The sequence below is a fragment of the Brevibacterium sp. BRM-1 genome, from assembly GCF_026802075.1.
GTDB lineage: Bacteria > Actinomycetota > Actinomycetes > Actinomycetales > Brevibacteriaceae > Brevibacterium > Brevibacterium rongguiense.
Genome location: NZ_CP113788.1, coordinates 1,052,730 through 1,075,639 on the forward strand (window position 1 = coordinate 1,052,730; position 22,910 = coordinate 1,075,639).

At 72.9% G+C, this 22,910-nt stretch carries 20 protein-coding genes; 1 reads left to right on the forward strand and 19 read right to left on the reverse strand.

The features are described from left to right. Positions 1 to 54: 54 nt before the first annotated feature. Positions 55 to 1,266, reverse strand: a complete 1,212-nt coding sequence (locus BRM1_RS04580) for an acyl-CoA dehydrogenase family protein (RefSeq protein ID WP_268528757.1) — start codon at positions 1,264 to 1,266, stop codon at positions 55 to 57. 74 nt (positions 1,267 to 1,340) lie between these two features. Further along, positions 1,341 to 2,156: an SDR family oxidoreductase gene (locus BRM1_RS04585; protein WP_268528759.1), complete on the reverse strand. Its 816-nt coding sequence runs from the start codon at positions 2,154 to 2,156 to the stop codon at positions 1,341 to 1,343. Positions 2,157 to 2,317: 161 nt separating this feature from the next. Here BRM1_RS04585 and BRM1_RS04590 point away from each other — a divergent pair, with 161 nt between their 5' ends. After that, complete coding sequence (locus tag BRM1_RS04590; RefSeq protein ID WP_268528761.1) at positions 2,318 to 3,832, forward strand: AMP-binding protein; 1,515 nt, start codon at positions 2,318 to 2,320, stop codon at positions 3,830 to 3,832. A gap of 143 nt (positions 3,833 to 3,975) precedes the next feature. Here the strand turns inward: BRM1_RS04590 and BRM1_RS04595 are convergent, their stop codons facing one another. The 17 genes from BRM1_RS04595 to steA all read right to left on the reverse strand — a co-directional run bounded on the left by BRM1_RS04595 (position 3,976) and on the right by steA (position 22,882). Next, complete coding sequence (locus BRM1_RS04595; RefSeq protein ID WP_268528764.1) at positions 3,976 to 5,385, reverse strand: MFS transporter; 1,410 nt, start codon at positions 5,383 to 5,385, stop codon at positions 3,976 to 3,978. A gap of 345 nt (positions 5,386 to 5,730) precedes the next feature. Then, positions 5,731 to 7,149 (reverse strand): MFS transporter, encoded by a 1,419-nt coding sequence (locus tag BRM1_RS04600; RefSeq protein ID WP_160953042.1) that lies wholly within the window; start codon positions 7,147 to 7,149, stop codon positions 5,731 to 5,733. 148 nt (positions 7,150 to 7,297) lie between these two features. Further along, positions 7,298 to 7,918: an L-threonylcarbamoyladenylate synthase gene (locus BRM1_RS04605; RefSeq protein WP_268528767.1), complete on the reverse strand. Its 621-nt coding sequence runs from the start codon at positions 7,916 to 7,918 to the stop codon at positions 7,298 to 7,300. A gap of 70 nt (positions 7,919 to 7,988) precedes the next feature. Continuing rightward, the gene (locus BRM1_RS04610) at positions 7,989 to 9,398 is read right to left on the reverse strand and encodes an AI-2E family transporter (RefSeq protein ID WP_268528770.1); all 1,410 of its coding nucleotides are present in this window, start codon (positions 9,396 to 9,398) and stop codon (positions 7,989 to 7,991) included. After that, a complete protein-coding gene (gene der / locus BRM1_RS04615) occupies positions 9,395 to 10,915 on the reverse strand; it encodes a ribosome biogenesis GTPase Der (protein WP_268528774.1) in 1,521 nt (506 codons plus the stop codon). The genes BRM1_RS04610 and der overlap by 4 nt, the downstream gene beginning before the upstream one ends. Beyond that, positions 10,912 to 11,577: a (d)CMP kinase gene (gene cmk, locus BRM1_RS04620; protein ID WP_268528776.1), complete on the reverse strand. Its 666-nt coding sequence runs from the start codon at positions 11,575 to 11,577 to the stop codon at positions 10,912 to 10,914. Before cmk ends, der begins: the two co-directional genes overlap by 4 nt. Further along, the gene (locus BRM1_RS04625; protein ID WP_268528779.1) at positions 11,574 to 12,776 is read right to left on the reverse strand and encodes a prephenate dehydrogenase; all 1,203 of its coding nucleotides are present in this window, start codon (positions 12,774 to 12,776) and stop codon (positions 11,574 to 11,576) included. Before BRM1_RS04625 ends, cmk begins: the two co-directional genes overlap by 4 nt. Continuing rightward, a complete protein-coding gene (locus tag BRM1_RS04630) occupies positions 12,773 to 13,606 on the reverse strand; it encodes a pseudouridine synthase (RefSeq protein WP_160953037.1) in 834 nt (277 codons plus the stop codon). Before BRM1_RS04630 ends, BRM1_RS04625 begins: the two co-directional genes overlap by 4 nt. Before the next feature lie 42 nt (positions 13,607 to 13,648). Next, positions 13,649 to 14,293 (reverse strand): SMC-Scp complex subunit ScpB, encoded by a 645-nt coding sequence (scpB, locus tag BRM1_RS04635; RefSeq protein ID WP_268528782.1) that lies wholly within the window; start codon positions 14,291 to 14,293, stop codon positions 13,649 to 13,651. Next, a complete protein-coding gene (locus BRM1_RS04640; protein ID WP_268528785.1) occupies positions 14,286 to 15,143 on the reverse strand; it encodes a segregation and condensation protein A in 858 nt (285 codons plus the stop codon). Before BRM1_RS04640 ends, scpB begins: the two co-directional genes overlap by 8 nt. Before the next feature lie 17 nt (positions 15,144 to 15,160). Next, a complete protein-coding gene (locus BRM1_RS04645; RefSeq protein ID WP_160953034.1) occupies positions 15,161 to 16,042 on the reverse strand; it encodes a ParA family protein in 882 nt (293 codons plus the stop codon). Between the two features lie 140 nt (positions 16,043 to 16,182). Then, the gene (gene xerD, locus BRM1_RS04650; RefSeq protein WP_268528788.1) at positions 16,183 to 17,136 is read right to left on the reverse strand and encodes a site-specific tyrosine recombinase XerD; all 954 of its coding nucleotides are present in this window, start codon (positions 17,134 to 17,136) and stop codon (positions 16,183 to 16,185) included. Between the two features lie 4 nt (positions 17,137 to 17,140). After that, positions 17,141 to 17,770, reverse strand: coding sequence for an NUDIX domain-containing protein (locus tag BRM1_RS04655; RefSeq protein ID WP_268529704.1), 630 nt, complete (start codon positions 17,768 to 17,770; stop codon positions 17,141 to 17,143). Positions 17,771 to 17,775: 5 nt separating this feature from the next. After that, positions 17,776 to 19,473 carry a CTP synthase gene (locus BRM1_RS04660; protein ID WP_442864351.1) on the reverse strand — a complete coding sequence of 566 codons (1,698 nt, stop codon included), beginning with the start codon at positions 19,471 to 19,473 and terminating at the stop codon, positions 17,776 to 17,778. Positions 19,474 to 19,590: 117 nt separating this feature from the next. Then, entirely contained in the window at positions 19,591 to 20,721 is a 1,131-nt protein-coding gene (locus BRM1_RS04665; RefSeq protein ID WP_268528795.1) for a group 1 glycosyl transferase, read from the reverse strand. Positions 20,722 to 20,892: 171 nt separating this feature from the next. After that, complete coding sequence (locus BRM1_RS04670; RefSeq protein ID WP_268528797.1) at positions 20,893 to 21,825, reverse strand: copper transporter; 933 nt, start codon at positions 21,823 to 21,825, stop codon at positions 20,893 to 20,895. Between the two features lie 55 nt (positions 21,826 to 21,880). Further along, entirely contained in the window at positions 21,881 to 22,882 is a 1,002-nt protein-coding gene (gene steA / locus BRM1_RS04675) for a putative cytokinetic ring protein SteA (RefSeq protein WP_268528799.1), read from the reverse strand. Positions 22,883 to 22,910: the final 28 nt, after the last annotated feature.

Genomic DNA, 22,910 nt, shown 5'->3' on the forward strand with positions numbered 1-22,910 from the left:
TCTCTCCTTCGCTGCCCCGGATGGGGCCGGTGCTGCGCCCCGTGCGGGGCGGGGTCACTTCTGCTTGCGGTGCTTCTTGATCTCGTTGCGCGCGATCGAGCGCTTGTGCACCTCGTCCGGGCCGTCGGCCAGGCGCAGGGTGCGCATGTGCGCCCAGAACCGCGCGAGCGGGAAGTCGTCGGTCACGCCGCCGCCGCCGTGGACCTGGATGGCCCGGTCGAGGACCTTGAGGGCCATCGAGGGGGCCACGACCTTGATCGCGGCGATCGCGTTCTTGGCGACCTTGTTGCCGTGCTTGTCCATCATGTCAGCGGCCTCGAGGGTGAGCAGGCGCGCCTGGTCGATCTCGACGCGCGATTCGGCGATCCAGTCCTGGATGTTGGCGCGGGAGGACAGCGGCTCGCCGAAGGTCGTGCGCGACTCCGCGCGCTTGACCATGAGCTCGAGGGCGCGCTCCGCGACGCCGATGGCGCGCATGCAGTGGTGGATGCGGCCGGGGCCCAGGCGGGCCTGGCTGATGGCGAAGCCCTCGCCCTCGCCCTTGAGCACGTCCTTCTTGGGCACGCGGACCTGGTCGAAGACGATCTCCGCATGGCCCTCGCGGTCGTCGTAGCCGAAGACCGGCAGGTTGCGCTTGACGGTCACACCGGGGGCGTCGATGGGCACGACCATCATGGACTGCTGGCGGTGGACCTCCGCGTTGGGGTCCGTCTTGCCCATGACGATGAGGACCTTGCAGTTGGGGTGCATGGCGTTCGAGGCGAACCACTTGCGGCCATCGAGGATGTACTCGTCGCCCTCGGGCTTCATGAGCATCTCGATGTTCGTCGCATCGGAGGACGCGACGGCGGGCTCCGTCATCGCGAAGGCGGAGGCCATCTCGCCCTCGAGCAGGGGGCGCAGGTACTTCTCCTTGTGCTCATCCGTGCCGTAGAGGGTGAGCACCTCCATGTTGCCGGTGTCCGGGGCGTTGCAGTTCGTGGCCTCCGGGGCGATCTCGATGGAGCGGCCCATGATCTCCGCGAGGGGCGCGTATTCGAGGTTCGTCAGCCCCGGGCCCCATTCCTTGTGGGGGTGGAACAGGTTCCACAGGCCCTGGCGCTTCGCCTCGGTCTTGAGGTCCTCGAGGATCTGCGGCTGGAAGTGCGGGCTGGGCGCCGCGGCCATCTGCTCCTCGTAGACGGGCTCGGCCGGGTAGACGTACTCGTCCATGAATGCCTCGAGGCGCTCCCGGTAGTCCCGGGCGCGGTCGGATTCTTCGAACACTGTCACTCCTTCGTTTCGCTGGCGCTGGGCTGGCGGCGGCGCGGCTGCCCTGCCGTGCCCCGCCGGGTCGGGTCTCAGCCGCGCTCGCCGGCCTGGGCAGCGGTGAGCAGCTGGCGCTGGTAGCGGCGCATGCCGCGCAGCCAGCGGTCGTAGTCGGAGCCCTTCATCCGGTACATCTCGAGCACCTCGGGGTGGGGCAGGGCGAGGAACTGGCCGGCCTCGACCGCGGCGAGGACGCACTCGGCGACCTCGGCCGGGGCGAGTACGGCGCCCGCGGAGGTCACGGCGGCGGCCGCCGCGCGGTCCACGGGGTCCGCGGCCTGCGCACCGGCCTGCAGCATGGCGGTATCAACGGCCATCGGGCACAGGCACGTGACCTGGACGCCGGCATCGCCGTAGGTGATGGACAGCCATTCGGCGAAGCCGACGGCTGCGTGCTTGGTCACGGAGTAGCCGGCCTGGCCCAGCTGGGTGAGCAGGCCCGCCGCCGAGGCGGTGGTGACGAAGCAGCCCGAGCCGCGCTCCGTCCACTCGGGCAGGAGGGCCTTGGCCGCGCGGATGTGGGCGCGGACGTTGGTCTCGAAGATGCGGTCCCAGTCCGCCTCGTCCTCGCCGATGCCGCGCGGGCCCATGATGCCGGCGTTGGCGAAGTACGCGTCGATGCCGCCCAGCTGCTCGCGCGCGGAATCGAGCAGGGCGGCGATGCCCTCGCTCGTGGCGGTGTCGCCGGTGAACGAGCCCGCGCCGATTCCCTCGGCGACCGCGGCGACTCCGGGGTCGATGTCGGCGAGGACGACGTGCGCCCCGCGCTGGGCCAGGGCCGCCCCGAGGGCCGAGCCGATGCCTCCCGCACCGCCGGTGACGATGGCGCGCGTGCCGCGGATGTCCATGCGTGCGATGCCTTCCGCTTGCCGTTCTTGTGACCGGGTTCACCACTATCTATAGTGGACCGCACCGGAGTTTTCAAGTCAGACCAAACAATCGTTCGCCCAGATTGGAAGACGCGGCGGCCCGCCGGGCAGCCGACACTCCCATGATCCGAAGGAGCATCGTGGAGCAGAGCTCTCACAACCTCATCGACCCCCTGCTCGAGCACGCGCGCACCCGGCCGGACGAGGTCTTCCTGCGGGGGCCGCTCAGCGAGCCGCGCCTGGAGCTCACCTGGGCGCAGCTGACGGGGCTCATCGCGCCCCGCACCCGGGAGCTCGCGGCGCTCTACGCCCAGGGCGAGCGCGTAATCCTCATCGCGCCCACGACGGCGGAGTTCGTCATCGAGTACTACGCGGCCCAGGCCGCGGGCCTCACGGTGGTCGCGGTCAACCCGCTGTCCACGCCGCGCGAGCTCGCCTACTACATCGCGGACTCGGGGGCCAGCGCGATCCACGCCCATCCCGCCACGGCCGAGGCAGGTGAGACCGCCGCGCGCGAGGCGGGCATCCCGTTCGCCGCGCTGACGACCGTGGGCGCCGAGTCCGTCGCCGCCGCGGCACGGGAGGACCTGGGCGCCCTCTCTCCCGCCCGCCTGCCGGCCGAGCACGTAGCCACGATGCTCTACACCTCGGGCACGACCGGGCGGCCCAAGGGCGCCATGCTCACGGTGCGCAACCTCCTGGACTCCGGGCGCAACGGCGTCGAGGCCTCGGGCCTGACGACGGACGACCGCTCCGGCACCGCCCTGCCCCTGTTCCACGTGTTCGGCCTGGCGTCCGTGCTCATCTGCGCCGTCGCGGCCGGCGGCCAGCTCACCCTGCTGCCCCGCTTCGATGCGGTGGAGCTCATGAGGGTGATGGACACCGACAGGCTGACGCTGGTGGCGGGCGTGCCGACGATGTGGAACGCCATCACCCATGCCCCGGAGGGCGAGTACGACTTCTCCAGCCTGCGGTTCGCCCTGTCCGGCGGCGCCTCGATCGCCGTGGGCCTCATGCGCCGCTTCGAGGAGCGCTTCGGCGCGCGGATCGCGGAGGGCTATGGGCTCACGGAGACGACCGCCCAGGCCACCCTCAACCGCTGGGACGGAGTCATCAAGCCGGGCACCGTGGGCACGGACCTGCCCAACATCGAGACGAAGATCGTGGCCCTCGACGGCACGGACGCCGACGTGGACGAGGTCGGCGAGGTGTGCGTGCGCGGCTCGATCGTCATGGCCGGCTACTGGAATCGCCCCGAGGCCACGGCGGAGGCTATCGACGCCGACGGCTGGTTCCGCACCGGCGATCTGGGCAGCAAGGACGCCGACGGCTACCTGTCGATCGTCGACCGTCTCAAGGAGATGATCATCCACGGCGGCTACAACGTCTACCCGCGGGAGATCGAGGAGGTCCTCTACGAGCACCCGGGCGTCCTCGAGGCCGCGGTCATCGGCTCGCCGGATGAGCACTACGGTCAGATCGTCGCCGCCGCGATCACGCCCATGCCGGGTGTCGAGCTCACCGCCGCGGAGATCGAGGCTTTCTGCCGCGAGCGCCTCTCGGCCTACAAGATCCCCCGCATCATCCGGTTCCTCGAGGCGCTGCCCAAGGGCGCCACGGGCAAGATCCAGAAGCGCGAGATCGCCCTGGACTGACGCGCGGGGCGGCGCACGGCCGGGAGCTGGGCTGCGGCCGGCCGTGCGCCGCCCCGCGGCGGCCAGCACCCGCAGCGGAAGGGCCCGCGGTCCGCACCCGTCACGGGTGCGGGCCGCGGGCCCTGCGCGGTGGCCGAACGGGCTCAGGCGTCGGCCACGAGCACCTTCGTGGGCTCCTGCGGGTAGAGGTTGGTGCCGGGCACGGCGTGCGGGTCGTCCCGGACCGCGCGCGGGTTCGTCTCCTTGAGCGCCAGCGTGCAGGCGATCGTGATGACCGAGGTCACGACGACCATCGCGACGACCCCGTTCGTGTTGCCGAACGAGGCGATGAGCCACGTCATGAGGAACGGCGTGCCGCCGGAGATCGTGATCGCGGCCAGTTGGTAGGACATCGAGGCGCCGGAGAACCGGATGTGCGGGGCGAACAGCTCGCCGAAGTACGCCGCCAGCGGCGCGTAGACCATCGACTGGAAGACCGAGGCCACGCACAGCGCCACGCCGAAGAGCACGAGGTTGCCCGTGTTGACGAGCGCGAAGTACGCCGGCGCCCAGAGTCCGATGCCCAGGCCGCCGATGAGGATGATCGGGCGGCGCCCGAAGCGGTCGCTGGCCAGCGCGGCCAGCGGGGTCGTCGCGATGCCGACGAGGCACGAGAGCATCGAGGCGACCATCATCTCGTTGCGGTTCATGTGCAGCGCCACCGTGCCGTAGGACAGGATGCCGGAGATCGAGATGTAGAAGATGCAGTTCGTCGACGCCATGACGCCGCAGGCCAGCACGATCGTCTTCCAGTGCCCGCGCAGCGCCTCGACGAGCGGGGCCTGGGCGACCGCGGGGCGCTCCGAGGCGACCTCGGCCTCGAGCTGCTTGAACTCCGGGCTGTCCTCGACCTTGAGCTGGATGTAGAGCACGACGGGCACGAGCGCCGCGGTGAACCAGAACGGCACGCGCCACGCCCACGCGATGAGCGCCTCGCTGCCGAAGATGAGCGAGGTGGAGGTGAACACGAGGCTGCCGAGCAGGGCGCCGGCGGGCACGCCCAGCTGCATGAACGAGCCGGAGAAGGCGCGGCGCTTGGGGCCGGCCGACTCCGTCATGAGCAGGGCGAGGCCGCCCCACTGGCCGCCGCAGGCGAAGCCCTGGACGAAGCGGCAGCTCACGAGCAGGACCGCCGCGATCTCGCCGATCGTGCCGGCGCCGGGCAGGCAGCCAATGACGAAGGTGGAGACCGCCATGCCGATGAGCGCGGCGACGACGACCGGCTTGCGGCCCACCTTGTCCCCGTAGTGGCCGGCCACGAGGCCGCCGATCGGGCGGGCGATGAAGCCGGCCCAGAACGTGGAGAACGACAGCAGCGTGCCCATGAGCGGGCTGCTGTGGGGGAAGAACACGTGCGGGAAGACGAGCGCCGCCGCCGTGCCGTAGAGGAAGAAGTCGTACCACTCGATCGACGATCCGATGAGCCCCGCGGTGAGCAGCTTGCGGTGGGCCGCGGTGCCGTGGGCGGATGTCGTGGGCCGCGAGGTGGAAATCGCGGGGTCGGTCACTGCCATAGTCGAATGCTCCATCGTCGTTGACGGGCCCGGCCGCGCGGTGCCGGCCGGGGCACGGGCACGCGTTTCAGTGCGCCGTACAAGCGCTCACTCTGCCTGAACCTAAATGTGATGTCAATCACTATTTAAGGTATGGGTATCGCTCTTTTGCGCGCTATCCGACGATTTTCGCAGGACCGCGCCGCGCGCAGCAGCACACTCCGTGCACCTCCTCGGCCGGAGCACCGCCCGGGGGCGCGCGAAGGCCCGGGCGCCCATCGGGCACCCGGGCCATCGCGCACGCGGCCGCGCAGGCCCCGCTGTCCCACGGGCCCACCGGGCCCTGCGCAGCCCAGCGCTGCGCGCTCAGCGCGCCAGCACGTCCGGATACAGGTTGGTGCCGGGCACGGCGTGCGGGTCCTCGCGGATCGCGCGCGGGTTCGTCTCCTTGAGCGCCAGGGTGCAGCCGACCGTGATGACGGCGGTGACGATGACCATGCCCACCACGCCGTTCGTGCCGCCGGTCGTGGCGATGAGCCAGGTCATGAGGAACGGGGTGCCGCCGGAGATCGTGATCGCCGCGAGCTGGTAGGCCAGTGAGGCGCCGGAGAAGCGGATGTTGGGCGGGAACAGCTCGCCGAAGTACGCGGCCAGCGGCGCGTAGACCATGCACTGGAAGACGGAGGACACGCACACGGCGACGCCGAGCAGCAGGACCGAGCCGGTGTTGACGAGCATGAAGTAGAACGGCACCCAGAGCGCGATGCCCACCCCGCCGATGATGATGATGGGCCGCCGGCCGTAGGCGTCGGCGATCTTCGCCCAGAGGAACGTCGTGAGGATGCCGACCGCGCACGAGGCCATCGTGGCGATCATCATCTCGTCGCGCTTCATGCCCAGGTGCGTCGAGCCGTAGGACAGGATGCCGGAGATCGAGATGTAGAAGATGCAGTTCGTCGACGCGAGGACGCCGGCGGCCAGCAGGATCGTCTTCCAGTGGCTGCGCACCGCCTCGACGAGCGGGGCCTGGACGACCTTGGGCAGCTCATCGGAGACCTCGGCCTCGAGCTGCTTGAACTCCGGGCTGTCCTCGACCTTGAGCTGGATGTAGAGCACGACCGGCAGCAGCACCGCGGTGAACCAGAACGGCACGCGCCACGCCCAGGCGGCGAACGCCTCCTCGCCCGCCAGCACGGATGTGCCGACGAAGATGAGGTTGCCCAGCAGCGCGCCGGCGGGCACGCCGGTCTGCATGAAGGAGCCGGCGAACGCGCGGTGCTTGGGGCCCGCGGACTCCGTCATGAGGAGGGCGAGGCCGCCCCACTGGCCGCCGCAGGCGATGCCCTGGATGAAGCGGCACAGGACGAGCAGGACCGGCGCGATCGCGCCCACGGTGTGGGCGCCCGGCAGGCAGCCGATCGCGAACGTGGAGACCGCCATGCCGAGCAGCGAGATGACGACCATGGGCTTGCGGCCGATCTTGTCCCCGTAGTGGCCGGCGATGATGCCGCCGATGGGGCGGGCGATGAAACCGGCCCAGAAGGTCGAGAACGACAGCAGCGTGCCGGTCAGCGCGGAGCTCTCCGGGAAGAAGACGTGGGGGAAGATGAGCGCCGCGGCGGTGCCGTAGAGGAAGAAGTCGTACCACTCGATCGAGGAGCCGATGATGCCCGAGACGAGCAGGCCGCGGTGGCGCTTGAGCGCGCTCTCCGGCGAAGCGGCCGGCGGCCGCGCGGCGCCGGCCTGCGCGGACGACCCGCGGGCGGGCGAAGAGGACACTGACATGAACGACTCCATCTCCATTGACGAACTCGCGGCGCCGCCCAGGGGCCTTTAAAGCAACCGCACGAGCGTTCACTATGCCCGGCGCTCACTGTGGTGTCAATCACATGTTCGCGTGTCGGACGGGACGGCCTCACCCGGGCCCCGCGCCTCACTCGAAGCGGGAGACGTCCCCGGCCCCGGCGCGGGCGACGACCGGATCGCCGCCGGTGAAGTCGATGACGGAGGTGGGCACGGTGCCGGGCACGCCGGAGTCGATGACGATGTCCACGTCGTTGCCGAGGCGGTCCATGACGTCCTCCGCGTGGGTGAGCGGATCGTCGTCGCCGGGCAGCAGGAGCGTCGAGGACAGCAGCGGCGCCCCCACCTCCGCGACGAGCTCGAGCGCCGTGGTGTTCTGCGGGATGCGGGCGCCGACCGAGTGCTTCTTGGCGTGCATCATGCGCCGCGGCACCTCCTTCGTCGCCTTCATGATGAACGTGTAGGGCCCCGGGGTCAGCGACTTGATCGTGCGGAACGCGGAGTTGTCGACGATGACGAATTGGCCCAGCTGGGCGAAGTCGTGGCACATGAGGGTGAAGTGGTGCTTGGAGTCGAGCTGGCGGATGCGGATGATGCGCTCGATGCCGTCCTTGTTCTCCAGCGCGCAGCCCAGCGCGTAGCAGGAGTCCGTGGGATAGGCGACGAGGCCGCCGTCCGCGATCGTCTGCGCGACCCTGCGGATGAGGCGGGGCTGGGGGTTGTCCGGGTGGATCTCAACGAGTTCGGCCATACCCCATGCTAAGCACCGTGCGGCGGCGCTGAAAAGGGCCGATGCGCCCAAGGCGCGGGCCGGGCGCGCGTCAGGAGCCCTGGTCGGCCCTGCCCGGCTGCGCAGAGCCCGCGGGCGCGTCCGGGTCCCCATGCTCCCCGGAAGCCCCGGCCCGAGGCTCCCCGGCCCGAGGCGCCTGGGTCCCACGCGCCTCGGCGGCGGGGCCGCTTGCGGGGGTGCTGTCCCCGGTGGTGCCGCCCGTGGGCGCGCCGGCGGCGCCGGAGCCCTCGGCGGCAGTGCTCGTGGCCTCGGTGACGCGGGCGGCGGGCGCCTCAACACGCGCCCCGACGGGCGGCTCGGCATCGGCCTCGGCCGCGGTGCCCGTGCCCGACCGCCCGGGTGCCACCGGCGCCTCGGGCGGATCGGAGGCGATGAGGAGGTTGACCCAGGAGGCGCGCGGGTCGGCGTCCACGAGGAGGGCCTTGAGCAGCAGCGTCGCGGGCAGCGCGAGCAGTGCCCCCAGCCAGCCGAGCACCCAGTACCAGAACAGCAGGGAGACGAACGAGACGAACGGGGTCACGCCCACGGACTCGCCGGTGAACTTGGGCTGGATGATCGACTGGATGACGAAGTTGAGCACGGAGTAGGCGACGATGACCCACACGGCATCGGCCCAGCCGCCGTCGACGAGGGCCATGAGCGCGGGCGGGATGACGCCCAGGACGAAGCCGATGTTGGGGATGTAGTTCGTGAGGAACGACAGGATGCCCCAGACGATGGCCAGCGGCACCCCGATGACGTAGAGCGCCGCCACGTCGAGCACCGCGACGATGAGGCCGAAGATCGTCGCGACCACCCAGTAGCGGCGCACGCCGGCGCCGAACGACGTCAGCGCCGCGGCGAAGCGGGGCCGCAGGATGCCCGCGCGGGCCATGCGCTGGGGGAAGGACATCGAGTCCAGCGCCACGAAGAACACGGCCATGACCGCGGTGACCATGAGCGAGAGGCCCAGCGAGAGGTTCTGCGCCAGCGACATCGCGGCGTTGAAGATCGACGTGAACGACAGCCCGGACAGCTGCCGGCCCACGAGGTCCGGGGTGATACCGAGCTGGCCGAGCGCCTGCACCGCCTGGCCGTAGAGCACGCTGATCTTCTGGCTGTAGCCGGGAAGCACGGTGACGAACTGCGCGATCGACCACGCCGTGAGCCCGAAGAAGCCGACGACGAGCACGAGGACGAGGACCACCGTCACCATCGCGGCGACGAAGGCCGGGACCCGGCGGGCGACGAGCCAGCGCTGGACGGGGTAGACGACGATGACGAGGTTGACGGCCAGGAACACCGGCGCCACGATGTCCTGCAGCCCGCGGAAGAACTGGAGCGCGAACGCCAGGCCGGCGATCCCCAGCACGACGACGAGGAAGCGCGGCCAGCGCGCACCGGACTCGGGCCGGTCCCCGTGCGCAGCGGGCGCCGGCGCCTGCGCGGCGCCGGCGCTCACTTGCGCTTCCTCTTCTCGCGGATGCGCATGCTGATGTCGATGGGGGTGCCCTCGAAGCCGAAGGTCTCGCGCAGCCGGCGGGCGATGAAGCGGCGGTAGCCGGGGTCCAGGAAGCCGGTGGTGAAGAGCACGAACCGCGGCGGCCGGTTCGACGCCTGGGTGCCGAAGAGGATCCGCGGCTGCTTGCCCCCGCGCAGGGGGTGGGGGTTGGCCGCGACGAGCTCGCCGAGGAACGCGTTGAGCCGGCCGGTGGGGATGCGGGTGTCCCAGGACTCGAGGGCCCGCTCCATCGCCGGCACGAGCTTGTCCGCGTGGCGGCCCGTCTTGGCGGACAGGTTGACCCGCGGGGCCCACGCCACATGGGCGAGGTCGCGCTGGATCTCGCCCTCGAGCTGGTGGCGGCGCTCCTCGTCGATGAGGTCCCACTTGTTGAACGCGAACACGATCGCCCGGCCCGCCTCGACGGCGGTCTTGACGATGCGCACGTCCTGCTCGGAGATCACCTGATCGGCCTCGAGGAGGATGACGGCCACCTCGGCGCGCTCGAGGGCCGTCTGCGTGCGCAGCGCGGCGTAGAAGTCAGCACCGGAGGCCTGCCGGGCGCGCTTGCGGATGCCTGCCGTGTCGACGAAGCGCCACTGGCGCCCGCCCAGCTCGACGAGCTCGTCGACCGGGTCGCGGGTGGTGCCCGCGACGTTGTCGACGAGGACGCGCTCGCTGCCGACGAGCCGGTTGAGCAGCGAGGACTTGCCCACGTTCGGCCGGCCCAGCAGCGCCACCCGGCGCGGGCCGCCCACCTCGAGCTTCTGGTCGACGGCGGAGACCTCCGGGAGGACCTCGAGGACGGTGTCGAGGAGGTCGGCGACCCCGCGCCCGTGCATGGCCGACACCGTGTGCGGCTCGCCCAGCCCGAGCGACCAGAACTCGGCGGCCTGCAGCTCGCCGCGCTCGTCGTCGACCTTGTTGACGGCGAGGACGACGGGGCGCGCGGCGCGCCGCAGCATCCGCACGACGTGCTCGTCCGTCGACGTCACGCCGGTGCGGGCGTCGACGACGAAGATGACGGCGTCGGCCATGTCCACCGCGATCTCGGCCTGGTCGGCGATGCGCGAGGCCATGCCCCGCACGTCGATGTCCCAGCCCCCGGTGTCGACGAGCGTGAACGGGCGCCCGTTCCACTCCGCGGGGTAGCTCACGCGGTCGCGGGTGACCCCGGGCACGTCCTCGACGACCGCCTCGCGGCGGCCGAGGATGCGGTTGATGAGCGTCGACTTGCCCACGTTCGGCCGGCCGACGACGGCGAGGACCGGCGCGGGGCCGGTCTCCTCGTCGTCGAACTCGTCGGCGAGCGCGGTGTCGAGCAGGCTGCGGTCCTCGTCCTCGAGCTCGTAGTCCGTCAGGCCCGCGCGCAGGGTCTGGGCGCGCTGCTCGGCCTCCGCGTCGTCGATGCCGGCGACGCGCCGGCCCAGCTCCTCGTCGGGGGCCTCGACGAAGCCCTCGGGGTCCGGTGCGCTCATGTGCGGTCTCCGATCAGCTCGAGGACGGCGGCGACGGACTCGTCGAAGCCGATGTGCGTGGTGTCGAGGGTGACGACGCCGTCCGCGGCGGTCGTGAAGTTCGTCGTCTGCGCGTCGCGGGCGTCGCGGTCGGAGATCTGCGCCCGGGTGGAGTCCACGTGCGCGGCATCGGCCGCACCGTGCAGCTCCGCGGCGCGGCGGGCGATGCGCACCGACTCGTCGGCGGTCATGAGGATGCGCACCGGGGCCTGCGGCGCGACGACGGTGGTGATGTCCCGGCCCTCGACGACGATGCCGGGCGAGGCCGCGGCGATGATCTCGCGCTGGCGCTCGATGAGCTCGCTGCGCGCCTCGGGCACCGCGGAGACGGTCTGGACGAACTGGGCCACCTCCGGGTCGCGGATGTCGTCGGTCACGTCGATGCCGTCGACCTCGATGGCGAACGCATCCGGGTCCGTCGAGATCTCCAGCTCGGCGCCGCGCACCAGCTCGACGACGTCGCCGGGGTCGCCGACGCCGCGCTGGTGGGCCAGCCAGGCCATGGCGCGGTACATCGCGCCGGTGTCGAGGTAGCCGAAGCCCAGCCGGCGCGCGGTCTCCTTCGACACGCTCGACTTGCCGACCCCGCTGGGGCCGTCGATGGCGATGACGGTGGCGGTCATGGCGCTCCTTCTCCTGCGTGCTGTGCTGCGTGCTGGGCTTGCTGTGGCTGTGGCTGTGGCGCCGAGTCGGCGTCGGCCGGCTGCGCGCCGGTGCCCCCGGCCCGGCGGGGCTCGCGGGCGGGCTCCTCGGACAGCGCGGCGGCGGGGATCCACCAGCCGCGCTCGGCGAGGCCCTCTTCGAGGGCGGCCTGCGCTGCGGGGAGGACGGCGACCTCCACGCTGCCGAGTTTAATGCCGGTGGCGTGCTCCATCCGGATGTCCTCGATGTTGATGCCGAGCTCCCCGATGTCGGCGAAGAGACGGGCGAGCGTGCCCGGCCGGTCGTCGAGGAAGACCGTGACATCGGCGTACTTCGTGGGCGCCGCGCCGTGCTTGCCGGGGATCCGCTCGTGGCCCTCGTTGCCGGCCGTGAGCGCGCCGGCGATGACGGCGAGCGCGCCCGGGCCCAGCCCGAGGGCCGCGATGACCTCGTCGAGGTCGGCGCGCACCTCGGCGAGCACCGCGCGCACCTCGGCGGCGTTGCCGGCGAGGATCTGGGTCCACAGGCCGGGATCGGAGGCCGCGATGCGCGTGGTGTCGCGCAGTCCCTGGCCCGCCAGGGCGATGCCCTCGGCCGGCATGGCGCGCAGCTGGGCGGCCAGCAGCGTCGCGAGCACCTGCGGGGCGTGGGAGACCCGCGCGACGGAGGAGTCGTGGAAGTCCGGGTCGAGGTGGACGACGCTGCCGCCGGCATCGCGGGCGAGCGCGATGACCTCGTCGAGGCGCTCCGGCGGGGTGTCCGCGTCCGAGCAGACGACCCACGGCCGGGCGGCGAAGAGGTCGGCCCGGGCCGCGGCCGCACCGGACTTCTCCCGCCCGGCCATGGGGTGGCAGCCGATGTAGCGGTCGAGCTCGGGGCCCGTGGCGGCGGCGCGGACGCGCTCGAGGATCGCGCCCTTGACGCTCGCGACGTCGGTGACCGTGGCGCGCGGCCAGCGGCGCAGGGCGCCCACGATCGTCTCCCCCGCCACGTCCGGGGGCGTGGCGACGACGACGACGTCGGGGGCCTCGGGATCGTCTGCGCGGCCCGCGCCCATGTCCGCGGCCAGCCGCCTGACGGTGGGCGAGGCGTCGTCGAGCGTGACCGCGTGGCCGCGGCGGGTGAGCGCGAGGCCCAGCGAGGTGCCGAGCAGCCCCGCGCCGATGATGTGGACCCTCACAGCCCCACGGCCTCGAAGAGCTTCGCGACCTCGTCGGGCCGCAGGTCGCGCAGCTTGCCCTGGCGCTGCTCGGCCAGCTCGATCGGGCCGAACTTCGTGCGCACGAGCCGCTCGACCGGGTTGCCCACCGCGTCGAAGAGGCGCCGGACGATCCGGTTGCGCCCCGAGTGCAGGGTCACCTCGACCAGCGCGGTGCCCGGTGTGGAGTCGAGCAGCTTGAACGAGTCGACGCGGGCCAGGCCGTCCTCGAGCTCGATGCCCTCGCGCAGGCGGGCGCCGACGTCGCGGGCCACCGGGCCCTTGACCTGTGCCAGGTAGGTCTTCTGGATCTCGTAGCGGGGGTGGGTGAGGCGGTTGGCGACGTCACCGTCGTTCGTCAGCAGCAGCAGGCCCTCGGTGTCGAAGTCGAGCCGGCCCACGTGGAAGAGCCGCTCGGGGCGGTCGCGGACGACCTCGCTGAGATCGCGCCGGCCCTCCGGGTCGTCCATCGAGGTGACCATGCGCGCGGGCTTGTTGAAGGCGAGGTAGACCCGGCCCGTCTGGGCGGTGATGGGCATGGTGTCGACCTCGACGCGCTGGGTGCGCGGGTCCACCCGGGTCCCGAGCTCCGTGACGATCTCGCCGTCCACGGCCACCCGGCCGTCGGCGATGAGCTGCTCGCAGGCGCGCCGCGAGCCCAGGCCGGCCTCCGCGAGCACCTTCTGCAGGCGCACGCCGTCGGGGGTGTGGACATCGGCGCCCGCGGGGCCGGACTTGGCGGTCTGCGCGCGCTGGCGGCGGGTGGGGCGCTTGGACCGGTGGCCGGGGGCGCGGCTGTCGTGGGAATTCATTCCCCCATTGTCCCAGATGCCGGGGGCCGGGGGCGCCGGGCCTCAGTCGGCCGTGGGCACGTCGTCGCCCTCGGGCAGGAACGGGGCGATGTCCGGCAGCTGGTCGAGGGCGTCGAGGCCCGCGGCGGCGAGGAACTCGTCGGTCGTGACGAACTGCTGGGCGCCCGAGGCGCCGTCCTCGCCCGCCTCCACGATGAGCCCGCGCATGAGCAGGGTGCGCACGACCCCGTCGACGTTGACGCCGCGGATCGCGGCGATCCGGGCGCGGGTGACGGGCTGGCGATAGGCGATGACGGCCAGGGTCTCGAGCGCTGCCTGCGACAGCCGGGCCGTCTGGCCCGCGGTGAGGAACTCGCGCACCGCCTCGTGGTGCGCCGCGCGGGAGTAGAGCCGGAAGCCGCCGGGGCCCTCGCGCAGCTCGAAGCCGCGGCGCGGGCCGGCCAGCTGCCCGTCGTAGTCCGCGCCGAGGTGGGCGAGCGCTGCGGCGACCTCGCCCGCATCCGCTCCGAGGGCATCCGCGAGCTGGGCGGGGGCGACGGGCTCGGCGGCGACGGCGAGGATCGCCTCGAGTGCCGCGCGCAGCTCGGGTGCCGGTTCGGCCACCGGCTCCCGCGCGGCCGCCGGTACGCCGTCACGGGGCTCCGCGGCCGGGTCCGCGGAGCCGTCCGGGCGCGGCGGCTCAGGCATCGGGATCCTCCCCCGCCGTGTCCGCGCTGGGCGGGCCGAGCGCCGCGGCGCCGGGCGCGCCCGGGCGCAGCCGGGCGTGGAGCGCCCCGAGCGGCTCGTTCTGGTCGAGCGCGCACACCCCGGCCTTGAACAGCTCGAGCAGCGCGAGGAAGCGGGCGACGACCACGAGGCCGGATTCGGCATCCGCGGTCAGCTGCGCGAACTCGGCGGCCCCGCCGTGCGACTCGAGGAGCGCGACGATGCGGGCGCGCTGCTCGGCCACGCTGACCTGCGGCAGGTGGAGGTGGTCGAGCGCGACGCTGGGCGGGGTGCGGTCCCGGCTGATGATGGCCGCGAACAGCGCGGCGAGCGCCTGGGGGCTCGTCGTGAAGTCCAGCGGGGGCAGGATGTCGTGGAACTCCGGCGGCAGCGGCACGGCGCGCGGAGTGCGGCGCGCGGCCTGGCGCATCGCCGCGCCCAGCACCGCGGACACGCCCTTGTAGGCGCGGTACTGGAGGAGGCGGGCGAAGAGCAGGTCGCGGGCCTCGAGGAGCTCGAGGTCGAGCTCGTCGTCGACCTCGCCGCGCGGCAGCAGCCGGGCGGTCTTGAGGTCGAGCAGGGTGGCCGCGACGAGGAGGAAGTGGGACAGCTCGGCCAGGCTGGCCGCCCCGCGGTCGCGCAGGGTGCCCACGTAGGCGATGAACTCGTCGGTCACCTCGGCCAGCGCGACCTCGGTGATGTCGAGGCGGCGCTTGCCGATGAGGGCCAGCAGCACGTCGAAGGGCCCGGAGAAGTTGTCGAGTTCGACGACGAACCCGGCCACCGCCTCGGCGGCCTCGCGCTCCCCGGCGCCCGGGTGCGCGGCTGCCACCGCGAGGGTGTCCGCGCTCAGGGGGCGCCGCCGCGGCTGATGAGCTCCCGGGCCAGCCGCCGATAGGCCTCCGCGCCCGGGTGGGTGGGCGCGTAGGAGGTGATGGGCTCGGCGGCGACGGAGGCATCGGGGAACTTCACGGTGCGATTGATGACGGTGTCGAAGACCCGATCGCCGAACGCCTCGACGACGCGGGCGATGACCTCGCGGGCGTGGAGCGTGCGCCCGTCGAACATCGTCGCGAGGATCCCGTCGATCTGCAGGCCCGGGTTGAGGCGGTCCTGGACCTTCTCGATCGTCTCGACGAGCAGCGCCACGCCGCGCAGGGCGAAGAACTCGGTCTCGAGCGGGATGATGACGCCGTGGGAGGCGGTGAGGGCGTTGACCGTGAGCAGGCCCAGGGAGGGCTGGCAGTCGATGAGGATGACGTCGTACTCGTCGGCGACCTTGGCGAGCGCGCGGGCGAGCACCTGCTCGCGGGCGACCTCGCCGACGAGCTGGACCTCCGCGGCCGAGAGGTCGATGTTGGCAGGCAGCACGTCGATGTTGTCCACGGCCGTCGTCGCGATCACCTCGTGCGGATCCAAGCGGGACTGCATGAGGACGTTGTAGACGCTGAGCTCCAGGTCGTGGGGGTTGAGCCCCAGGCCGACGGACAGCGCACCCTGCGGGTCGAAGTCGACGAGGAGGACGCGGCGGCCGTAGGCGGCCAGCGCAGCGCCCAGGTTGATCGTCGAGGTGGTCTTGCCCACCCCGCCCTTCTGGTTGACCATCGCGATGATGCGCGCGGGACCGTGCTCGTCGAGCGGCGCGGGCTCCGGGAACTCGACGAGGGGCCGGCCGGTGGGGCCGATCTGCTCGGAGGCGGGGATGTCGAGTTGCTGCTGGGAGTCGGCCACGGGGAGCTCTCACCTTTCGTCGGGGCGGATCGGGACCAGACTACCGCGCCCGCAGGAGCCCCGCGCTACCGCGCCCTCGGGTGGGCAGTCGCGTAGACCTCGCGGAGGCTCTCGGCGGTGACGCGCGTGTATGACCCGCGCTACCGCGCCCTCGGGTGGGCAGTCGCGTAGACCTCGCGGAGGCTCTCGGCGGTGACGCGCGTGTAGATCTGCGTCGTGGTGACCGAGGCGTGGCCCAGCAGCTCCTGGACGACGCGGATGTCCGCGCCCCCCTCCAGCAGGTGGGTGGCGAACGAGTGCCGCAGGGAGTGGGCGGTGACGTGGGAGGCCAGACCGGCGCGCTCGGCGGCGCGGGTGACGATCGCCCAGGCGCTCTGCCGGCTCAGCCGGCCCCCGCGCGCGTTGAGGAAGACGGCGCCGGCCCGCTCGCCCGAGGCGCCGGCCCCCTTGGCGGCGAATCCGGGGCGTCCGCGCACCAGCCAGGCCTCGAGGGCGGCCGCGGCGAGCGAGCCCACCGGCACGAGCCGCTCCTTGCTGCCCTTGCCGTAGAGGCGCGCCACGCCCTGGCCCAGGTCGAGGTCGTCGACGTCGAGGCCGACGGCCTCGCTGATGCGCGCCCCCGTGGCGTAGAGGAACTCGAGGACGGCGCGGTCGCGCAGCTCGCCGGGGCTCTCGCCGCTGACGGAGTCGATGAGCGCCTCGACCTCGGCCACCGTGAGCGCCTTGGGCAGCCGCTCGGCGCCGGAGGCGGGGGCCACGTCCGCCCCGGGGTCGTCGGCGGCCTGGCCTTCGGCCAGTAGGAAGCGGTGGAGCCGGCGCACGGCCACGGTGGCCCGCGCCCGCGAGCGCACGGCAAGGCCGTCGGCCTCGAGAGCCGCGGCGAACGCGCGGATGTCCTCGGCGGTGGCCGCGGCGAAGTCGCTCACGCCCCGGGTCGCGAGCACCGCCACGTATTTGGCGATGTCGCGGGCGTAGGCGTCGATGGAGTTCGCGGACAGGCCGCGCTCGAGCCGGAGGTGGGTGAGGTAGTCGGCGGCCGCGGCGCGCAGGGCGGGCGGCCCGTCGGGCAGCAGCTGCGCGCCGTGGCGGGCCACGGGCTCAGCGTCCCCGCAGGTGCTCGCGGGCCGGCCACGGCGCATCGGCCGGGCGCAGGTCCTCCCAGCCGCGCTCCCGGGCCGCGCACGCGTGGAACACGGCCAGCTGGGTCGTGGCGTTGCCGATGCCCCCGGCGATGACGGCCTCGCGGGCCTCGGCCAGCGGTGTCCAGCGCGGCTCGATGCCGCTCTCCTCGTCCGCGCGGGCGAAGCGCTCGGCATCCGGGACCTCGCTCAGCTCCCTGGCCAGGTAGATGCGCAGGGTCTCGTCCATCCCGCCGGGCGAGGAGACGTAGTCCGCGAGCACGTGCCAGTCGGCGGCCCGCAGGTCCGCCTCCTCGGCGAGTTCGCGGCGCGCGGCGGCCGCCGGGTCCTCCCCGTCGACATCGAGCAGCCCGGCCGGGATCTCCCAGTCGCGGGTGCGGATGGGGTGGCGGTACTGGCGCATGAGGAAGATCCGGTCGTGCGCGTCGAGCGCGGCGATCGCCACGGCCCCGGTGTGCCTCACGAAGTCGCGCACCATGGGCCGCTGCGCCTCCGGCAGCGTGAACGTCTCGCGCTGGACGTCCCAGACCTTGCCCCGGAAGACGGTCTGGGAGTCGGAGACCTCGACGTCGACGGGCTGGTCGCGCAGCACGCCTACGCCCCGCCGGCCGCGCGCTGGTGGTCGAGCCCGGCCCGGATGAGGCCGGCGAAGAGCGGGTGCGGGTCGGTGGGCCGCGAGCGCAGCTCCGGGTGGGCCTGCGTGGCGACGTAGTACGGGTGGACCTCGGCGGGCAGCTCGACGTTCTCCACGAGCTGGCCGTTCGGCGAGGTCCCGGAGATGACGAGGCCGGCGTCCTCGAGGCGCTGCCGGTAGGCGTTGTTGACCTCGTAGCGGTGGCGATGGCGCTCCTCGACACTGTCCGAGCCGTAGACCGCGGCGGTCACGGAGCCCGGCAGGAGCTCGGCGGTGTAGAGGCCCAGGCGCATGGTGCCGCCCAGGTCGCCCTCGCCGTCGACGATCTCGAGCTGCTCCTCCATCGTCGCGACGACGGGCTCGGCGGTCTCCGGGTCGAACTCGGTGGACGAGGCGCCCTCGACCCCCGCCTCGGCACGGGCGTACTCGATGACCATGCACTGGAGGCCCAGGCACAGGCCCAGGGTGGGGATGCCGTGGGCGCGGGCATAGCCCAGCGCGCCGATCTTGCCCTCGATGCCGCGCACCCCGAAGCCGCCGGGCACGCAGATCGCATCGAGGCCCGCGAGCTGCTCGGCCGCGCCCTCCGGCGTCTCGCAGTCATCGGAGAGGATCCAGCGGATGCTCACCTTCGCGTCGTTGGCGAACCCGCCGTGGCGCAGCGCCTCCGTGACGGAGAGGTAGGCGTCGGGCAGGTCGATGTACTTGCCCACGAGGCCCACCTCGATCTCCGCCGAGGGCCGGTGCACCCGGTCGAGGACCCGGTCCCACTCGGACCAGTCGACGTCGCGGAAGGGCAGGTTGAGCCGGCGGATGACGTAGACGTCGAGCCCGCCGTCGTGGAGGACCTTGGGGATGTCGTAGATGCTCGGCGCGTCGACGCAGGACACGACGGCCTCGTAGTCGACGTCGCAGGACGAGGCGATCTTCGCCCGGATGGAGCCGGGCAGCTCCCGGTCGGAGCGCAGCACGATCGCATCGGGCTGGATGCCGATCGAGCGCAGCGCGGCCACCGAGTGCTGGGTGGGCTTCGTCTTGAGCTCGCCCGAGGGGCCGATGAAGGGCACGAGCGAGACGTGGATGAAGAAGACGCTGTCGCGGCCCACGTCGTGGCGGATCTGCCGGGCCGCCTCGAGGAACGGCTGGGATTCGATGTCGCCCACCGTGCCGCCCACCTCGGTGATGATGACATCGGGGGCGCCGCCGTCGGTGCGGTCGGCCTGGGCGCGCATGCGCGCCTTGATCTCATCGGTGATGTGCGGGATGACCTGGACGGTGTCGCCCAGATACGCGCCGCGCCGCTCCTTGGCGATGACCTCGGAGTACACCTGGCCCGTCGTGACGTTGGCGCTGGCGTCGAGGTTCGTGTCGAGGAAGCGCTCGTAGTGGCCGATGTCGAGGTCCGTCTCCGCGCCGTCGTCGGTGACGAAGACCTCGCCGTGCTGGAACGGGTTCATCGTGCCCGGATCCACGTTGAGGTAGGGATCGAGCTTCTGCATGGCGACCTTGAGGCCGCGCTCTGCGAGGAGGTGGCCGAGCGACGAAGCGGTCAGGCCCTTCCCCAGTGAGGACACGACTCCGCCGGTGACGAAGATGTGTCGGGTCTTGTGTTTTCCGCTTGAACTCAGTCGTTGCACCACGGACCTCGATTCTAACAGAGCCGCGGGCCGGCGGCAGTCGCTGGGGATTCGAGCTTAGCGCCCGGCGCGCACCGCGCGGGTGGGCACGGGTGGGCGGAGGGCGCCGGGCGCACTGGGCTGGGCGGGAGGGGCCGGCTACAGGGCGGCGGCAATGCGCGCCCGCGCGTAGACGTCGGCGAGCGCGGCGGGGTCGAAGCGCTCATCGGCGACGACCCGGCGGCGGGCGGCGAAGCCGTCCTGGACGCGCTGGGCCGGATGATCGGAGAGCTCCTCGAGTTCGTGCAGCAGCCCGCGGGTGTCCCCCGGTGCCGCGCGCGGGATGGAGGGACCCCACACCCGGGCCTCCTGCTCCGAGCCCACGAAGACCACGGGCCGGCGCAGCTGCATGAGGCCGGCCGCGTCGATGCCGCCCAGCTTCGTCCCGGCCACGACGATGTCCGCCGCCGCCGCGGTGTCCACGGTGCTGACCTGGGGCTCGACGCGCAGGTGGTCGAAGCGGGGCAGGAACTCCCGGGCCACGGTGTCCGCGGCGCGGCCGCCGCCGGTGAACGCCACGACCCAGCGCCGGTCGCCGCGCGCCTCGGGCAGCCGCGCGGCGGCTTCGAGGATCGCGGTGAACTCCGGGGTGTCGGCCATGCGCACGGGCACGGCGATGAGCACGGCCCCGGCGGGGACGTCGAGGTCCTCGCGCACGCGGGCACGGCTCAGCCGCGGGGCGACCTCGCGGGCGAGTTCGGAGCGCAGCAGGCGGGCCCGGCGCACCAGGGGCACGCGGTCCTCGTAGTGCTCGCAGATGGGCTCGGTGGTGCCGAGCACCGCGGTGGCGGTGCGGGCGACGACGGCGCCCTCGAGCGACCCGATCGGCCCCGTCTGCTCGTCGTGGCCGAGCGTCGCGACGAGCGCGGGCCGCAGGCGCTGCGGCAGTCCCGTGCACGCGAGGCCCGCGAGTGCGGCGGCGTGGAGGCCGTGGGCGTGGACGACGTCGACGAAGCGGTAGCGCTTGTGCAGGGCGAGCGCGGATTCGGCGTCGCTGGGCCGCAAGCCGGGGGCGGCCGCGATCGGCACGGTGCGCAGCAGCTCGGAGGCCGGCAGCTCGAGCGCGGCGAGCACCTCGGGCCGGGCGGCGACGGCCACGGCCAGGCCCGCCTCGAGCTGGGCTGCGATCGCGGCGCGGGCGACCTCGCCGATGGCGGTGTGCGCGCTCGTGAGGACGTGGAGGATGCGCGTGCGCCCGTCGAGGGCAAGCGCGGCGTCGGGTGAGCTCATGGTCCTCTTCCTGCAGCGTGTCGGGCCGTGCACGGCCGGTCTGGCCCTACCTTACGGCAGGCGCCGGTGCACCGGCCGCAGGCCCCGGCGCACCGGCCGCGGGGCGGGCGAACCGGCCCCGGGGCGCGGCGCACCCCCCGGCCTCAGCCGTTCGGCCTCAGCTGTGTGGCCTCAGCTCTTCGCGATGCCCGGGACGAGGGAGGCGGTGCCGTCGGCGAAACCGTACGCCTGGTTCTTGTTCGTCGCGAGGCGCTCCTTGACGGCGAGCGCGCCGATCACGGGGCCCGCGCCCAGTTCGAGGCCGTCGGTGGTCGTCACGTCCGCGTTGTCCGCCCGCAGGGTCGCGACGAGGCCGCTGGAGGCGTTGCCCGAGGTGCCCTCGACCACCGTGGCGATGCGGGTGCCGAGGCCCGCGGCGAACGCCACGAGGTCCTCCGGGCTCGACTGCGCGGCCCCGGCCGAGGGCGTGGCGCCCTCGTCCTGCGCGGCGGTCCGCGCCCCGGCGACGAAGACGACGGCATCGGCCTTCTGCGCCTGCCCGCCCTTGAAGCGGCCGGCGTCCTGGAACGCAGCCAGCACGTCCTTGGCGGTCTGGGCGCTGTAGGGCTGCGAGCCGCGCTCGGCGCTCAGCGCCTTGGCCAGGGCGGTCGTCAGCGCGGTCCCGGGGTCCTTGGGCAGCGCGGTGTCGAGCTCGCGCAGCTTCGCGACGAGGTCGTCGCGCTCCTGGGAGGCGAAGGTCTTGGCGGTCAGCCCCCCGGCGTCAACCGTCTTCGCGTTCGCCTCCCGCAGCCGCTGCTGCACCGCCGCGAGCTGGTCCGCATCCGCATCCGCGGCGTGCACGACGGCCACCGTGCGGCCCTTGAGGGCCCCGCGCAGCTGGCTGGGCGCCTCGGCGACGACGAAGTCGTTGAGCTTCTGCACATCGCCGTGGGCGGTGTCGAGCTCGCCGCGCAGCTTGTCGCGGTCCGTGCGCAGGCTCTCCACCTGGCTCTGCAGCGATTCGCCGATGGGCTGCTTGAGCGGCCCCGCGCCCAGCACGATGCCCACCGCGAGGGCGAGGAACACGGAGATGAGGGAGACGAGGTGGTAGCGGAAGTCGATCACGGGCGGTTGCGTCCTTGTCTGGGCGGTGGGTGCGCGGGCCGGAGCGGGTGGGCCGCTATTCGCTGGCGGGTGCGGAGGCGAAGAGCGAGTGGATCCAGCCGAAGAAGCCGTCGAGCTGGGCGCCGATGAGGCCGATGAGTGTCTGGCCGGCCGCGGTGGCGAAGAGCGCCGCCGCGACCGCGAGCAGGCCCGCGATGGCGAGGATGATGAGCTGCCAGGAACCCACGCTGCGGCGGTAGAGCAGGGAGACGCCCTTGGCGTCGATGAGCCGGGAGCCCACCCGCAGCCGGGTGAGGAACGTCGTGGCCATGCCCGAGCGCCCGCCGTCGGCGAACTCGACGAACGTGTCGTTGGTGCCGACGGCCACGATCATCTGCGCGCCCAGCGTGTCGGCCATGAGCAGGGCGAGGTCCTCGTTTGTGCCGGGCGCCTCGACGCGCTCGAAGTCGAGGTTCGCGTGCTCGAGCCGGGCGGCGCCGGCATCGCCCCCGCCGCCGCGCGGATGGACCACGAGCTCGGCCTTCGTGTTGAGCGCGGCATCGGAGACCGCGTCGAGGTTGCCCACGATGAGGTCCGGGGTGTAGCCGGCCTCGAGGAGGGCGTCGCCGCCGCCGTCGACGCCCACGAGCACGGGCTTGTACTCGCGGATGTAGGACCGCAGCATCGCGAGGTCCTCCTTGTAGTGGTGGCCGCGCACGACGACGAGCGCCTGGCGGCCCTCGAACGAGGTCCGCAGCTGCGGCAGCTCGAGGTCGTCGGCGACAAGCTCGCGGCCCTCGCGCTCGTGCGCGGCCATCGTCTCGACGAGGCCGGCCAGGGCCCGGTTCATGCTCGTGCGGGTGGAGCCGTCGCCCGCCGCCGAGGCCCCGGCCGGTCCGCGCTCGCCGGTGCCCGCGGCGGTGGAGCCGGCCGGGGCTCCGTCACCCGGCCCCGCACCGGAATCCCGCCCGGCGGCGGCGCGCTCGGCGATCCTGCGGCGGCGCCGGCGCGCGACATCTGCCGCGCGCACGGCGCGCATCTGCGCGACCGGGTCGGATTCGGGGGGAGGTGTGTCCATCGGGATCATTGTGCCACGCGGCGCCTGA